This window comes from Methylobacterium sp. J-118 (assembly GCF_057836565.1).
The window spans coordinates 110,295-124,975 of record NZ_JBYQFA010000001.1; the positions used below are offsets into that span (position 1 = coordinate 110,295).

Sequence of the window (14,681 nt, forward strand, 5' to 3'; positions counted from 1 at the left end):
CCATTCAAGCGAGACGCAACGCGCTCTCTGCCCCGCAAGGGGGCGGGGAAAGCGCCACTTTTCCAGAGCGTTGCCGTCAAGTGGAGACGTGTGAACCCGTCGGCGAAACGTCCCGAACGCGGCCCAATCCAAACACCTTGAAAGGGCCGGGTCCCGGACCTTTTGAATCCGAGACCTTCGCAGATGGTTCCAAGTCCTTGAGCGGGCGATATTATCCGCAGCTCGCCGCTGCGGCGGCCTGCGCCCGTCCGTCCCGGCGCAGCCACAGCAGGAAAGCGAGCCCCAACGCCGCCATGGCGGCGCCCGCGAGCGGCACGGCCTCGTAGCCGAGCCCGGCATCGATCACGCCGCCGCCGACCGCCGCCCCGATGGCGTTGCCGAGGTTGAACGCGCCGATATTCATCGCCGAGGCCAGGTTCGGCGCCGCGCTGGCCTCATCCATGACCCGCATCTGGAGCGGGGGCACGATGGCGAAGCTCGCGATGCCCCAGAGGGCAATCAGCAGCGACGCCGACGCTTCCCCGTGCATGCCCCAGGCGAACAGCGCGAGGATGACGATCTGGGCCGCCAGGGATCCGAGGATGGTGCCGTCAACCGAGCGGTCGGCGAGGCGACCGCCCAGCCAATTGCCGGCCGTGAGGCCGATCCCGAAGAGCACCAGCATCGCTGTGACGAACAGGCTCGTCGCGCCGGTCTCGATCCGCAGGATCGGCACGATGTAGGTGAACAGCGTGAACATCGCGCTGAAGCCCACCATGGTGAGCGCCAGCGCGGCGAGCACCGGGCCGCGGACGAGCGCGTGCAACTCCGCCCGCAGGTCGTCCCGGGCCTCGACCTTCAACTCGGGCAACGCGAGGCGCAGCGCCACCATGGCGACCGCGCCGACGCCTGCGATGCCCCAGAACGCCGTGCGCCAGCCCAGAACCTGGCCGATCCAGGCGGCGAGCGGCACGCCGCCGATCGTCGCGATCGCGAGCCCGGAGAACATCGACGCCACCGCGGCGGCCCGGCGCTCCGGCGGCACGATCCCGGCGGCCACCACCGAGCCGATCCCGAAGAACGCCCCGTGGTTCAGCGCCGTGACGAGGCGGGCCACGACAAGCATGGCGTAGCTGTCCGAGACGGCAGCCAGAAGGTTGCCGAGGGTGAAGATCGCCATCAGCCCGACCAGCAGCCGGCGGCGGGGTATACGCGCCGAGGCCAGGGTCATCAGCGGCGCGCCGACCAGCACCCCCAGCGCGTAGGCGCTGACCACGAGGCCGGCGGCGGGGATCGAGACGCCGAGATCCCCGGCGATGAGCGGCAGCATGCCCATCGGGGTGAATTCCGTAACGCCGATGCCGAAGGCGCCGACCGCCAGGGCCAGCAGGGGAGGATTGATCGCCATGAGGGGTCTCCGGGTGTTCCGGGACCGCAGGTGGCGGATTCGGCGTGCGGGGAGTAGTCCGTTGGCGGGACCAAGATCTGTGCGGTGGAGGCACGAATGCAGCGCGACAAGGCCGACCGCGCCGGGGACATGGCTGTATTCGTCGCGGTGGCGCAGGCCGGCAGCCTGTCGGCGGCGGCGCGCCGGCTCGGGCTGACGCCCTCGGCGGTGAGCCGGGTCGTCGCCCGGATCGAGGCGCGGCTCGGCGTGCAGCTCCTGGTCCGGACGACTCGGACGCTGCGCCTCACCGCCGAGGGCGAGACCTACGCGCGCGCGGCGAGGCGCATCCTGGCCGATCTCGACGAGACCGAGACCGCGCTCTCCGATCAGGGCTGCCCGCGCGGTCGGGTCCGGGTCAGCGCCGCCACCGCCCATGGGCGCCTGGTGATCGTGCCTCTGCTCGGGGACTTCGTGGTGCGCCATCCCGGGATCGTGGTCGAGATCGACCTCAGCGACGAAATCGTCGACGTGCTCGGCGGCCGGGCCGATATCGGCATCCGGTTCGGGCCCCTGGCCGACAGCCCGCTTACCGCCCGGCGGCTGGGCGAGACCGGCCGGACCGTGGTCGCCGCGCCGGCCTATCTCGACCGGGCCGGGATTCCGCACCGGCCCGCCGACCTCGCCGAGCACAATTGCCTGGACTTCACCTTCCGCCGGAGCGAGCCCGGCTGGCCGTTCCGCGATGACGGACGCGACGTCATCCTGCCGGTGCGCGGCACCCTCGCGGCCAATAACGGCGAGACCCTGGTGCAGCTCGCGCTCGGCGGCGTCGGCATCACCCGGGTCGGAAATTTCCACATCGCCGACGACCTCGCCGCCGGCCGGCTGGTGCCCCTGCTGGAGCCGTTCAACCCGCAGGACCGCGAGGCGATCCACGCGGTGTTCGTGGGAGGCGCAGGCCTGCCGGCCCGGGTTCGGGTGCTGGTGGATTTTCTGGTGGAGCGGATGCGCGGGGGTTGAGCGGTGCGGCGACTGCTCAGCCGAACACCACCGGCAGGCGCCCTGCCTCGGTGCGGATGATCTCCACGAGCCGGGCGTCCTCGGCCGGGTCGGCGAGCCGAAGGCCGACCGGCTCCGAGGCGGTCTGGACCGTGAGCCAGCGCAAGGAGGGCCGCAGGTCCGCGGCCTCGACCACCGCCACCTCCGGATGTCCCGGCTCGAGCTGCAGGAAGGTCAGGTGGTTGCGGCTCGCGCGCCGCGCGAGCAGATCGTCGATCGCCTCGACCGTCGCCCGGGGCGTGTGCAGGTGGGTCATCATCCACAGGCGGTTGTCGGTTCCGGGGGTGTCGAGCGCCTGGCGCAGGCGGCGCACCCCTTCGGTCAGGAAGGCGTAATCCGCCTCGCTCGCCGCCGGGTCGTGGTGGTTGAACACGCATTCGAGACCGTGGCGCTCCCGGTAGAGCCGGTGCCGGCCGCGCCAGATGCCCGGTCCGCGCCGCTCCGGTTCCGGGATGCTCTCCAGCTGGCTCCGGTCGGTGAGCGCGGCGAAATCGTCCGCGAGGCAATCGAGGGCCATGCCGGGCATCGAGAACACCCAGTCGAGGGGCCCCGACCAGAGGCGCAGGTCGAGCGTCTTGAGCACGTGCGCCATCTGGCAATTGCAGCCGAGCGACACGTGGTTGTAGCGCCCCGGCTCCCGGGCGTCGCGCCGGCCGAGCAGCCGCCCGAGGGCGCCGAGCAGGCCCCCCGTCGCGCCCGGGGTGCTCACAGGCTCCGGCCGATGGCGAGGAATTTCTCCGCGCGCTTGTCGCGGATCTCGGCCGGGCTCAGGCCGTCGAACGGGGCGAGCGCGTCGGCGACGGCGTCGCCGGCGGCGCCGATCGCCGCCTCGCGGTCGCGATGGGCCCCGCCGGTGGCCTCCGGGATGATCCCGTCGATGACACCGAGCCGCAGCAGGTCCTGGGCGGTGATCTTCATGGCGGTGGCGGCGTCGGCGGCCCGGCCCTGGTCGCGCCACAGGATCGAGGCGGCGCCCTCCGGGGAGATCACCCCGTAGATGGCGTGCTCCAGCATCAGCACCCGGTTGGCGGTGGCGAGCGCGATGGCGCCGCCCGAGCCGCCCTCCCCGATCACCACGGCGACGTTGGGTACGCCGAGCGCCAGGCACGCCTCGGTGGACCGGGCGATGGCCTCGGCCTGGCCGCGCTCCTCCGCCTCGATCCCCGGATAGGCGCCCGCGGTGTCGACAAAGGCGATCACCGGCAGGCCGAACCGGTCGGCGGTCTCCATCAGCCGGACCGCCTTGCGGTAGCCCTCGGGCCGGGCCATCCCGAAATTGTGGCGCAGCCGCGCCTCCGTGGTGGCGCCCTTCTCCTGGCCGAGCACCAAGACCGGGCGCCCGCGGAAGCGGCCGAAACCGCCCAGGATCGCCGCGTCCTCGCCGAAGCTGCGGTCGCCGGCCAGCGGGGTGAAGTCGGTGATCAGCCCGGCGCAGTAATCCACGAAGTGTGGCCGCTGCGGGTGGCGGGCCACCTGGGTCTTCTGCCAGGGCGTGAGGTTCGCGTAGATCTCGGCGAGCGCGTGGCCGGCCTTGGCCTCCAGCCGCCCGACCTCCTCGGAGATCGCGACCGCGCCGTCGCGCGCGCCGACCGCCCGCAATTCCTCGAGCTTGGCCTCCAGCTCGGCCACCGGCTTCTCGAAGTCCAGGTAGGTGCGCGTCACCGCCATCGTGTCACAGGTCTTCCCGGGTCCGCCGCGCAGGGGGCGGCGGGCGCGAGGTGTTGGCGATGGCGGAGGTGGTGTCAACCGGCGTGTTGGCCGCGTCCGGACCGCCGGTCCTCCGCCGCCCCTGGATGGCTCGGCACGGCGTCCTGTGGCGCAGGCCGATGGTGCGGCTCATCTTCCCGGCCGACCTGCGCCTGATCAGCCGAATCGCGCGGGCGACCTGTGGGTCTTCGCCCGGACCTGCGCGGGGCAACCTCACCTTACGCCGGTGAGTCCGCTCAGGCCGCCTGCGGCTCCACCCGGTTCCGTCCCGCCGCCTTAGCCCGGTAGAGGGCGAGGTCGGCGCGCCGCAGCATGTCGCCGGGATCCGTGTCCTCGGCGTGCCGCACGGCGACGCCGATCGAGACCGTCACGGCGATCGACCGGGTCGCCCGCTGCACCGGGAACGGCACGGCCTCGACCCGCTCGCGGATGCGCTCGGCGATGATCTGCGCTTCGGCGAGGCCCGCCTCCGGCAGGATCACCACCACCTCCTCGCCGCCGTAGCGGGCCACGACGTCGACGGGCCGCGTGTGCTGGCGGACCCGCTCGGCGAAGCCGCGCAGCACCTCGTCCCCGGCCTCGTGGCCGTAGCTGTCGTTGATGACCTTGAAATGGTCGATGTCGAGGATCAGCGCCGCCAGCGCCGGCCGCCGGGCGGACGCGTCGGCGAACAGGGCGCCGAGGTGGTTGTCGAGATAGCGCCGGTTGTGCAGGCCCGTGAGCGCATCGGTCACGGCCATCTGCAGCGAGGCCTGCATGGCCCCCCGGAGCGCGTCCGTGAAGCGCTTGCGCTTAACCTGGGTGCGGGCCCGGGCCATCAGCTCGTTGCGGTCGACCGGGCGCATCAGGAAATCGTGCACGCCGAAATCGAGCCCGCGCACCACCCGGGCGCGGTCATGCGCCTCCGCCAGCATGATCAGCGGCATGGCCCGGGTCCGGTCCAGCGACCGGAGCTGGCTGCACAGGCGCAGGCCATCGAACCCGTCGAGGTCGAGGCTCACCAGGGCGAGGTCGAACTGCCCCTCGGCCGCGATCCGCAGGGACGCCTGCGGATCGGGCTCGACCGTGACGGCGTGGTGCTGGCGCAGGGCCCCGGCCAGGCGCTCGGCCGAGCCGGGGCGGTCCTCGATCAGCAGGATGCGGGCGTCGAGGCCGGTCTCGGCGGCGGCCAGCGCCAGGGGATCGCCGATCCCGAACTCGCGGGAGGCCAGGGCCCGCTGGCGCAACTCGTCGGTGACCGCCTTCAGCCGGATCAGGCTGCGCACCCGGGTGAACAGGGCGGTGTCGTCCACCGGCTTGGTCAGGAAATCGTCGGCGCCCGCGTCGAGGCCGCGCAGGCGGTCCGAGGGCTGGTCGAGGGCCGTCACCATCACCACCGGGATATGGGCGGTGACCGGGTTGCTCTTGAGGTGGCGGCAGACCTCGAATCCGTCGAGGCCCGGCATCATCGCGTCGAGCAGGACGAGGTCGCACAGGCCCTTCTCGCAGATCGCGATGGCGTCGCGGCCGTTCATGGCGGCGAGCGTGTCGAAATATTCCAGCCCGAGCTTCGTCTCCAGAAGCTTCACGTTGGGGAACAGGTCGTCGACGATCAGGACGCGGGCCGACATGGTTCCTCGCTGACACGCGGCGGTGCGGCCCGGAGCCGGGCGGATCGGCGCGAGGCCGCGCATCGAGACAGACGGGCGAAGCCGTCATCCGGCTCGGCGCGGCCGGGTGACGACCTCAACGGCGCGCCCCTCCGGGATCACCGGGGCTCAAGATACGCGCGAACCGTTGCCAAAAACTTCGCGACCGAGATCGGCTTCGACAGGTAGGCTTCGCAGCCGCCCTCGCGGATCCGCTCCTCGTCGCCCTTCATGGCGAAGGCCGTGATGGCGATGACCGGGATCCCCTTGAGGTCGTCGTCCTCCTTGAGCCACTTGGTCACTTCGAGTCCCGAGACCTCCGGGAGCTGGATGTCCATCAGGATCAGATCGGGATGGTGGGCGCGCGCCAGCTCGATCGCCTCGATGCCGTGGGCGGTCTTCAGGGTCGCATAGCCGTTCGCCTCAAGGAGGTCGTTGAACAGCTTCATGTTCAACTCGTTGTCCTCGACGATCAGCACCGTCTTCTTCATGATCCGTTGTCCCGGTGCGCGCCGATCATGATTAGCGGGCGGTGAAGCCCCTCCATCACCTTTGTAGCGTTCACATGTTGATGAATGGCAAACCTCTTCAAGGGGATGTGGCCGCCGAGCGGCTCGCCCTCGACGTTCTGCTGTGGATCACGGGGGAGGAAGACCGCCTCCTGCCGTTCCTGGCGGCGACCGGGCTCGACCTCGACACCCTGCGGGCGAGCGTCCGGGAGCCGAGCTTCCTGGTGGGCGTCCTCGACCACGTGATGGGCGACGAGAACGTCCTCCTCGCCTGCGCGGGGGCGCTGGGCGTCAAGCCGGAGCGGATCGCCGCGGCCTGGCACCGGCTGTCGCCGCGGCCCGACGACGAATGGGCGTGAGGCGCGCCTGCTCGTCCGGGGGCAATTCTCTCCCGGGTGCAGGGAGACGCGCAGCGTCCGATCGGACGGCGCTACTGTCGCAGCTCGTTCCCGCGCGCGGTCCCGGATCAGGTTCCGCTCCGCCGCACCTGTCCGGGACCGCGCGCGCCTCATTGGCGCGGATGGGCCCTCAGGGCGTGCAGCCCTTCCCCGTCTCCTTGTCGCCCCGCCCCGCTGCGGCATCGATGTCCAGGGCGGTCATGTCGCCCAGGATGGCGAAGTCGCCGTAATCGAGCTTGAGGGCGCCGCTGACGCCGTTCTCGTAGAGGTCGAAGCCGAGGGTGTAGATCGGCGTGCGCTCCCCGGCGCCCTCGGTGTAGTAGCTCAGGCGCACCGGCCAGTGCGGCATGGCCGCGAGGGCGCCCGCGCGCAGGGGCTTGTCCCGGCCGGTGCCGGCGGCCGGCGCCGGACCCGTCTCCGTGTGGCCGATCACCGCGAAGGTGTCGTAGATCTTCCTGCCGTCGTCGGAACCGTCGAAGACCTTGACCGACAGGGTCGCCTGGCCGGCCCGCGCGGCCTCGATCAGGCGGCGCATGTGCTCGCTCGGGAACAGCACCGGCCCGTCCACGGTGAACGGCTTCGGGGCGCCCTTCAGCTTCACCGTGACCGAATCGCCCTGCTCGGAGGCGGTCCCGTCCACCGGGGCGGCGGGCTGGTTGTTGGTGAGCGTCGTCGTCTTGAACCGGAACTCGCGGCCCTGCCCGCCCTCGAAGGTGGTGCTGCGCATGTCGGACAGGCGCGCGCCGGTCTCGCCGGAGGACAGTTCCGTGACCTGCCGGGTCAGCATCGTGTAGCCGCGGCAGGCATCGCCGCGGAAGTCGATGACGATGCGGCCGCGGGCGCTCTCGACCGCGCGGCTGCCGCCGCCCTCGGCGAGCGACAGGTCGTAGACCGCCCGGTGGTTGGCGAGCACGATCCCGGGCGCGGGCGACGGGGTCGCCGGCTTGGCCTCCGGATCCGGCGCGGCGGGCGGGGCCGCCTGCGCGCCCCAGGCGGAGACGAGAAGGCCGGCCGTCAGGAGACGGGAGAGGCGCAGGCGCATGGATGACCTCGGTTCAGTCCGCCGCAGATAGCAGGCTTGCGGGATCGGGCAATCCTCGCGATCACCGGTAGCCCTCCGCCTGCAGGGTGAACAACTCGGCGTAGCGGCCGCCCCGCGCCATCAAAGCCGCGTGGCTGCCCTCCTCCAGCATCCGGCCGCCCTCCAGCACCAGGATGCGGTCGGCCATGCGCACGGTGGAGAAGCGGTGCGAGATCAGCACCGTCGTGCGGCCGGCCGAGAGGTCGCGGAACCGGGCGAAGACATCGTACTCGGCCCGGGCGTCGAGGGCGGCGGTCGGCTCGTCGAGGATCAGGATCTCCGCCTCGCGCATGTAGGCCCGGGACAGGGCGATCTTCTGCCACTCGCCTCCGGAGAGGTCGAGGCCCCCGGCGAAGCGCTTGCCCAGCGGCTGGGCGTAGCCCTCGGGCAGGCGCTCGATCACCGGGGCCGCGAGCCCCCGCGCGGCCGCCGCGGCGATCCGGTCCGCCTCTGCGGCGGCCTCGATCCGGCCGACCGCGACGTTCTCGCCGGCGGTGAGGTCGAAGCGGACGAAGTCCTGGAAGATCGCCCCGATCCGCCCCCGCAGGGCGTCGAGGTCGTAGGCGGCGAGGGGCAGCCCATCGAGGAGCACGCGGCCCTCGTGCGGATCGTAGAGACGGGTCATCAGCTTGACGATTGTGGTCTTGCCGGCGCCGTTGCCGCCGACCAGCGCCACGGTCTCGCCGGCCCGCACCGCGAAGGACAGGCCGCGCAGGGCCCAGGTCTCGGTGCCGGGATAGCGATAGCCGACATCCTCGAAGACCAGTCCCTCCCGGATCGGGCTCGGCACCGGCACGGGCTGCGCGGGCGAGCGGATCTGCGGCCGGATCGCGAAGAAGGAGAAGAAATCGTCGAGGTACTGTGCCTGTCCGGTGATCTGGGTGAAGCCGAGGAGCAGTCCCTCCAGGCCGCCGCGCAGGCGCTGGAAGGCGCCGGCCAGGAAGGCGAGATCGCCCACCGAGAACGCGCCCGCCACCGTCCGCCAGACGATCACCGCGTAGGCGGCGTAGTAGGCCAGCGTCCCCAGGCTCGCGAAGGCGAAGCCCCAGCCGGCCCGGGCGGCGGCGAGGCCGCGGTTGTCGGCGAGCAGCCGGCGCGCCAGCACCGCGTAGAGGCCGGTGATGTAGTCCGAGAGGCCGAAGAGCTTGATCTCCTTGGCGGTCTCGACGCTGGCACCGAGGTAGCGCAGGTAGTCGATCCGACGCCGCTCCGGGCTGCGGATCCAGGCGAGGCGGTAGCCGGCCTTCGTGAAGTGCCACTCGTTGAGGACCGCCGGCACCAGGGCGGCGGCGATCAGAACCACCAGCCAGGGCGTGAAGGCCGCCACCCCGGCCGCCAGGGTGGCGAGGGTGACGAGCGCCTGCAGCTGGCCGAACAGCGTGCCGACCAGGCCCGTGCGGCCGCTGACCTGTCGGCGCGCCCGCTCCAGCCGATCCTGCTGGGCGCTGTCCTCGAACTGCGCGAGGTCGAGGGCGGCGGCATGCGTCATCAGCCGCAGGGAGGCCGCGTTGGCGTAGAGGTCGCCGATCAGGGTCTCGGTGAGGTTGGCGAGGCGTCCGGTGAGGTCCGAGGCCAGGGCGAGGCCGAACTCGGCCGCCACCAGTCCGGCGAGCCGCACCCGTCCGGGATCGGCCAGCCATGCGGCGAGGCCGCCCTCCGGCGCCGGGCGCGCGTGTTCGGCCACGATGCCGTCGAGGATCAGCTTGGCGAGGTACAGGCTCACCACCGGCAAGCAGGCCGCCACGAGGCGCAGGGACAGGCTCGCCGCGAGCAGGCGCGGGCTCGCCGCGGCGATCTCCCGGAACAGGGTGGGCAGGTAGCGCAGGGCACCGAAGCGCTCGCCGAGGCGCTCACCCGGGGGCGGAGTCCGCTCGGTCATCCCCGGCTGATTTCGCGCCGGACAGCGGAGCCCGGTTGGATGACCGGTAAGGACAGCGTAAATGATAGCGTCATATAGTTTTAATCCTTGTCGAGTGGTGCGTGCTCAGCGGTCCTGCGATCCTCAGAATTTCGGTGTTACTCATCATTGCCGGCGTACTCGCGGCGGTGGTGCAGTTCCTGCTGCCGAGCCCGGAGCCCGCTCCGATGACCGCGCCCGCGCCGATGGCCGAGTCGCCGGCCGTGCCGACGCCACCCCCGGCCCCGCCCGCGGCGGCCGAGCCCGCCCGGGAGCCGCCCGCCGCGCCCCGGACCGTCCCGATCCCCGCCGGTCCGAGCGGGTTACCGTCCGACGCCCTCGCCTTCCCCCCGGGGGATCCAGCCACGCCGCCGGGCGTGCAAGCCCAGGCGCAGGCGCAGGAGACGGCGGGCCAAGCCGAGGTCGACCGGGCGGAGGACAGCGCCGGCCCCCGGGCCCTGGCGGTAGTCGACCTGAACACCGCCCCGGTGGCGGACCTGAACCGTCTGCGCGGCGGCGGGGCCATCGGCCGGGCGATCGCCGCCAAGCGCCCCTATGCGTCGGTGGATCAGCTTCTGTCGAAGCGGGTGCTCAGCCGGGCGGTCTACGACCGGATCAAGGATCAGGTGACGGTGCGGTGAAGGCGGGGGCCGCCCGCGCCATCGAATGCGCGGGTCCGAGGGTCGGGCGGCCATGACCCGCGCTTCGTTTCGAAGGCCGCGGGATAAGGGATCGAGATCGACCGCACGGTCCTGGACGGAGGAGACGCCGCCGAGCCGGCAGAACGCCGACGATTCGGCGGTCGGGATCCGGGCCGAGGGCCGAGCCGGTCCGCCCTCAGAGCTTCGTCCCGAAAATCTCCGCAACCTGCGGGATGTCCTTGTCGCCCCGGCCCGACATGTTGAGCACCATCAGGTGCTCGGCCGGGCGCTGGGGCGCGATGTCCAGCACCCGGGCGAGGGCGTGGGCCGGCTCCAGGGCCGGGATGATCCCCTCCAGCATCGAGCAGAGCTTGAACGCCTCCAGGGTCTCGGTGTCGGTGGCCGAGAGGTATTGGACGCGGCCCATCTCGTGCAGCCAGGCGTGCTCGGGGCCGATGCCGGGATAGTCGAGGCCGGCCGAGATCGAGTGCGCGTCGGAGATCTGCCCGTCCGCATCCATCAGCAGGTAGGTGCGGTTGCCGTGCAGCACCCCCGGCTTGCCGCCGGTGAGCGAGGCGGCGTGCAGGCCGGACTCGACCCCGTGGCCGGCCGCCTCGACCCCAAAGATCTCGACCTCGCGGTCGTCCAGGAACGGGTGGAACAGGCCCATGGCGTTGGAGCCGCCGCCGATGCAGGCGATCAGCGAATCCGGGAGGCGGCCCTCCTGGGCGAGCATCTGCTCGCGGGTCTCGCGACCGATCACCGACTGGAAGTCGCGGACCATCGCCGGGTACGGATGCGGGCCGGCGACCGTGCCGATGCAGTAGAACGTATCGGCGACGTTGGTGACCCAGTCGCGCAGGGCCTCGTTCATCGCGTCCTTGAGGGTCTTGGTGCCGGATTCCACCGGGATCACCTCGGCGCCGAGCATCTTCATCCGGAAGACGTTGGGCGCCTGCCGGGCGACGTCGACCGCGCCCATGTAGACCACGCACTTGAGGCCGAAGCGCGCGCAGAGCGTCGCGGTGGCGACGCCATGCTGGCCGGCCCCGGTCTCGGCGATGATCCGCGGCTTGCCCATGCGGCGGGCCAGCAGGATCTGGCCCAGCACGTTGTTCACCTTGTGGGAGCCGGTATGGTTCAGCTCCTCGCGCTTGAAATAGACCTTGGCGCCCTGCCCCGCCGGCGCCTTGGCGCGCAGGTGCTCGGTCAGGCGCTCGGCGTAGTAGAGCGGGCTCGGCCGGCCAATATAGTGGGTGCCGTAGCTCGCCATGTCGGCGGCGAAGGCCGGGTCGATCTTCGCCGCCTCGTAGGCCGCCTCCAGCTCGAGGATCAGCGGCATCAGCGTCTCGGCAACGAACCGGCCGCCGAAGATGCCGAAGCGGCCGCGCTCGTCGGGGCCGGTGCGGAAGGAGTTGGGCTCGGGGGCGATGGTCACGGGACGGATCCTGCGCGCGAGGGTCGATCTGTTGCCGGGTGCGTAGACCCATGTGGGCGTCGCCGCAATGCGTCCCCAAGCCCCGTCACTTGCGACCTGTAACTTCGCGCCCCGGAGGACGAATGGGCGTTCAGGTCTTGAGGATAGCCCACGAGGACAGTCATGGCTCTTCGCGACACGATCCGCCCGCTCGTCGGGGCGGCCCTCGGGCTCGGGCTCGCCGGGGCGCTGCTGCTGCCGCGCCTGGCCGCCTTCGCCGAGGAGGCGCCGCGGCGCCTGCCCGAGGCCGCGACCGTTTCGAGCGAGACGCCCGGCCAACGGGTCGCGGTGTTCGCGGGCGGCTGCTTCTGGGGCGTGCAGGGGGTGTTCCAGCACGTGCGCGGGGTCAACCAGGCGGTCTCGGGCTATGCCGGGGGCACCCGCGCGGACGCCGATTACCGGACGGTGAGCGGCGGCGGCACCGGCCATGCCGAGGCGGTCGCGGTCACCTACGATCCGGCGGTGATCCGCTACGACGAGCTGTTGCGGATCTTCTTCTCGGTGGCCCTCGACCCGACCCAGGTCGACCGCCAGGGGCCCGATAGCGGGCGGCAATACCGCTCGGCGCTGTTCCCGCAGGATCCCGGGCAGGCGCGGGTGGCGCGGGCCTATATCGCTCAGCTCGACGCGGCCAAGGCCTATGGCCGGCCCATCGCCACCCGGATCGAGCCGGCGGCGGCCTTCTACCCGGCGGAAGGCTACCACCAGGACTTCATGGCCCAGCATCCGGGCCACCCCTACATCGCCGTCAACGACGCGCCGAAGCTCGACGCGCTGAAGCAGCTGTTCCCGGAGCGGACGGCGCCGGAGCCGGTGCTGGTGAACCGGCCGCCGGCGTAATCCCGACCTACGCCTCCGGCGGCCGGGGCCGGCCGAAATCCGGGGCGGCCGTTTCCTGGCCCTGGGCCACGATGCTGCGCCGGATCGCCCGGGTGCGGGTGAACATCGCGTGCAGCGCGTCGCCGTCGCCCCAGCGCACCGCCTTGGCCAGCGCCGAGAGATCCTCGTTGAACCGGCCGAGCATCTCCAGCACCGCCTCGCGGTTGTTGAGGAAGATGTCCCGCCACATGGTCGGGTCCGAGGCGGCGATGCGGGTGAAATCGCGGAATCCGCTCGCCGAGAACTTGATCACCTCGGATTGCGTCGCCTCTTCCAGGTCCGCGGCGGTGCCGACGATGTTGTAGGCGATCAGGTGCGGCAAGTGGCTGGTGATCGCCAGCACGTGGTCGTGGTGCTCGGCGCTCATGGTCTCGACATTGGCGCCCATGCCCGCCCACAGGGCCCGGACCCGCTCCACCGCGGCCGGATCCGTGCCCTCGGGGGGCGTGAGGATGCACCAGCGGTTCTGGAACAGGGTCGCGAAGCCGGCATCCGGCCCCGAGAACTCGGTCCCGGCGATCGGGTGGCCGGGGACCAGGGCGACGCCCTCGGGCAGGTGTGGCCGGATGGCCGCCACCACGGCGCCCTTGACCGAGCCGACATCCGACACGATCGCGCCGGGCTTCAGGTACGGCGCCATCTCGGCCGCCGCCGCCCCGATGGCGCCCACCGGCACGCACAGGATCACGAGATCGGTGCCGGCCGCGCCCTCCTGCGGGTCGCCCGTCACCAGGTCGGCGATGCCGAGCTCGGCCACCCGCGCGCGCACGGCCGCGTCGCGGTCGACGGCCACGATCGTGCGGGCGAGGCCGTAGCGCCGCGCCGCCCGGGCGATCGAGGATCCGATCAGGCCGAGCCCGACGATGGCGAGGCGGTCGACCGGGGGCTCGCCCACGGATGTCTCAGGCACGGGCGCCCCGCACGAAGTCGCCGAGCGCCGCGAGGAAGGCCGTGTTGGCTTCGGCGCCCGCCACCGTCACCCGCAGGGCGTCGGGCAGGCCGTAGGCGGTCACGCGCCGGGTGATCAGCCCGCGCTCCGTGAGGAACGCGTCGGCATCGGCCGCCGAGCGGCCGGGCGCGTCGGGGAAGTGGATCAGCACGAAGTTGGCGACGCTCGGCGTCACGGTCAGCCCGAGCGCCCGGGCGCCCTCGGTGAGCTTCGGCAGCCACTCGGCGTTGTGGGCGGCCGCCGCCGCCATATGCGCCTCGTCGGCGATGGCGGCCGAGCCCGCGGCGATCGCCGGGCCGGAGACGTTGAACGGGCCGCGGATGCGGTTGACCGCGTCCGCCACGTGGGCCGGCGCCACCATCCAGCCGATCCGGACGGCGGCGAGCCCGTGGATCTTCGAGAAGGTCCGGGTCATCACGACGTTCTCGGATTCCAGCGCGAGTTCGAGCCCGGCCGAGTAGTCGTTCGCCCGCACATACTCGGCATAGGCGCCGTCGATCACCAGCAGCACGTGCGGCGGCAGGGCGGCATGCAGGCGGCGGATCTCGTCGAAGGGTAGGTAGGTGCCGGTCGGGTTGTTGGGGTTGGTGACATAGACGATCCGGGTCCGGTCCGTGACCCGGGCCAGGATCGCGTCGACGTCCACGGTGAGGTCCCGCTCGGGCGCCACCACGGGCTCGCCGCCCGAGGCCAGGATGGCGATCCGGTAGACCAGGAATCCGTGCTCGGAGTAGATTCCCTCGGTCCCCGGCCCGCAGAACGCGTAGGCGAGGAGGGACAGCAGCTCGTCCGAGCCCGCGCCGCAGACGATCCGCTCCGGGTCGAGCCCGTAGCGCCTGGCGATGGCGGTGCGCAGCACCGTGGCGCGCCCGTCCGGGTAGGTTTCCAGCTTGGCGGTGGCGGCGTGCAGTGCGGCGAGCGCCGCGGGGCTCGGTCCGAGCGGGGTCTCGTTGGACGAGAGCTTGTGGACCGTGCCGCCGCCGGGCCGCCCGCTCTTGCCGGGCACGTAGGTGTCGATCGCCAGGATTCCGGGGCGCGGTTCCGGGCGGGCGGGTCGAGAGGCGGACATGGCGATGCGACTCGGATGCGC

The 14,681-nt window shown here is 72.0% G+C and carries 14 protein-coding genes; 4 read left to right on the forward strand and 10 right to left on the reverse strand.

Features of this window, described 5'->3' with window-relative positions; translation table 11 throughout:
- Positions 1 to 211 precede the first annotated feature (211 nt).
- Positions 212 to 1,387, reverse strand: a complete 1,176-nt coding sequence (locus tag AC3IF3_RS00505) for an MFS transporter (RefSeq protein WP_489226706.1) — start codon at positions 1,385 to 1,387, stop codon at positions 212 to 214.
- Between the two features lie 96 nt (positions 1,388 to 1,483).
- Between AC3IF3_RS00505 and AC3IF3_RS00510 the strand changes: the two genes are divergently transcribed.
- Entirely contained in the window at positions 1,484 to 2,386 is a 903-nt protein-coding gene (locus tag AC3IF3_RS00510) for a LysR family transcriptional regulator (RefSeq protein ID WP_489226708.1), read from the forward strand.
- Positions 2,387 to 2,402: 16 nt separating this feature from the next.
- On the opposite strand, the gene AC3IF3_RS00515 is transcribed toward AC3IF3_RS00510, so the two are convergent.
- The 4 genes from AC3IF3_RS00515 to AC3IF3_RS00530 form a co-directional block, all read right to left on the reverse strand.
- Positions 2,403 to 3,134, reverse strand: coding sequence for a DUF1796 family putative cysteine peptidase (locus tag AC3IF3_RS00515; protein ID WP_489226709.1), 732 nt, complete (start codon positions 3,132 to 3,134; stop codon positions 2,403 to 2,405).
- Positions 3,131 to 4,093 carry an acetyl-CoA carboxylase carboxyltransferase subunit alpha gene (locus AC3IF3_RS00520; RefSeq protein WP_243970435.1) on the reverse strand — a complete coding sequence of 321 codons (963 nt, stop codon included), beginning with the start codon at positions 4,091 to 4,093 and terminating at the stop codon, positions 3,131 to 3,133. Before AC3IF3_RS00520 ends, AC3IF3_RS00515 begins: the two co-directional genes overlap by 4 nt.
- 275 nt (positions 4,094 to 4,368) lie before the next feature.
- Positions 4,369 to 5,742: a PleD family two-component system response regulator gene (locus AC3IF3_RS00525; RefSeq protein WP_489226711.1), complete on the reverse strand. Its 1,374-nt coding sequence runs from the start codon at positions 5,740 to 5,742 to the stop codon at positions 4,369 to 4,371.
- 137 nt (positions 5,743 to 5,879) lie between these two features.
- Complete coding sequence (locus tag AC3IF3_RS00530; protein WP_012318846.1) at positions 5,880 to 6,251, reverse strand: response regulator; 372 nt, start codon at positions 6,249 to 6,251, stop codon at positions 5,880 to 5,882.
- Positions 6,252 to 6,331: 80 nt separating this feature from the next.
- Between AC3IF3_RS00530 and AC3IF3_RS00535 the strand changes: the two genes are divergently transcribed.
- Positions 6,332 to 6,628 carry a DUF3572 domain-containing protein gene (locus tag AC3IF3_RS00535; RefSeq protein WP_489226712.1) on the forward strand — a complete coding sequence of 99 codons (297 nt, stop codon included), beginning with the start codon at positions 6,332 to 6,334 and terminating at the stop codon, positions 6,626 to 6,628.
- 169 nt (positions 6,629 to 6,797) lie between these two features.
- On the opposite strand, the gene AC3IF3_RS00540 is transcribed toward AC3IF3_RS00535, so the two are convergent.
- Together AC3IF3_RS00540 and AC3IF3_RS00545 are read right to left on the reverse strand one after the other, a co-directional pair.
- Positions 6,798 to 7,709: a cell envelope integrity EipB family protein gene (locus AC3IF3_RS00540; protein ID WP_489226713.1), complete on the reverse strand. Its 912-nt coding sequence runs from the start codon at positions 7,707 to 7,709 to the stop codon at positions 6,798 to 6,800.
- A gap of 61 nt (positions 7,710 to 7,770) precedes the next feature.
- Positions 7,771 to 9,627 (reverse strand): ABC transporter ATP-binding protein, encoded by a 1,857-nt coding sequence (locus AC3IF3_RS00545; protein WP_409564835.1) that lies wholly within the window; start codon positions 9,625 to 9,627, stop codon positions 7,771 to 7,773.
- 101 nt (positions 9,628 to 9,728) lie between these two features.
- Here AC3IF3_RS00545 and AC3IF3_RS00550 point away from each other — a divergent pair, with 101 nt between their 5' ends.
- On the forward strand, positions 9,729 to 10,286 hold the full coding sequence (locus AC3IF3_RS00550; protein ID WP_489226716.1) for a helix-hairpin-helix domain-containing protein: 558 nt from the start codon (positions 9,729 to 9,731) through the stop codon (positions 10,284 to 10,286).
- Positions 10,287 to 10,482: 196 nt separating this feature from the next.
- On the opposite strand, the gene trpB is transcribed toward AC3IF3_RS00550, so the two are convergent.
- Positions 10,483 to 11,724 (reverse strand): tryptophan synthase subunit beta, encoded by a 1,242-nt coding sequence (trpB, locus tag AC3IF3_RS00555; RefSeq protein ID WP_489219299.1) that lies wholly within the window; start codon positions 11,722 to 11,724, stop codon positions 10,483 to 10,485.
- Between the two features lie 162 nt (positions 11,725 to 11,886).
- On the opposite strand from trpB, the gene msrA reads away from it, so the two are divergent.
- Complete coding sequence (msrA, locus tag AC3IF3_RS00560) at positions 11,887 to 12,603, forward strand: peptide-methionine (S)-S-oxide reductase MsrA (protein ID WP_489226717.1); 717 nt, start codon at positions 11,887 to 11,889, stop codon at positions 12,601 to 12,603.
- A 7-nt stretch (positions 12,604 to 12,610) separates the two neighbouring features.
- Here the strand turns inward: msrA and AC3IF3_RS00565 are convergent, their stop codons facing one another.
- Complete coding sequence (locus AC3IF3_RS00565; RefSeq protein ID WP_489219302.1) at positions 12,611 to 13,552, reverse strand: prephenate/arogenate dehydrogenase family protein; 942 nt, start codon at positions 13,550 to 13,552, stop codon at positions 12,611 to 12,613.
- On the reverse strand, positions 13,545 to 14,660 hold the full coding sequence (locus tag AC3IF3_RS00570) for a pyridoxal phosphate-dependent aminotransferase (protein ID WP_489226719.1): 1,116 nt from the start codon (positions 14,658 to 14,660) through the stop codon (positions 13,545 to 13,547). Before AC3IF3_RS00570 ends, AC3IF3_RS00565 begins: the two co-directional genes overlap by 8 nt.
- Positions 14,661 to 14,681: the final 21 nt, after the last annotated feature.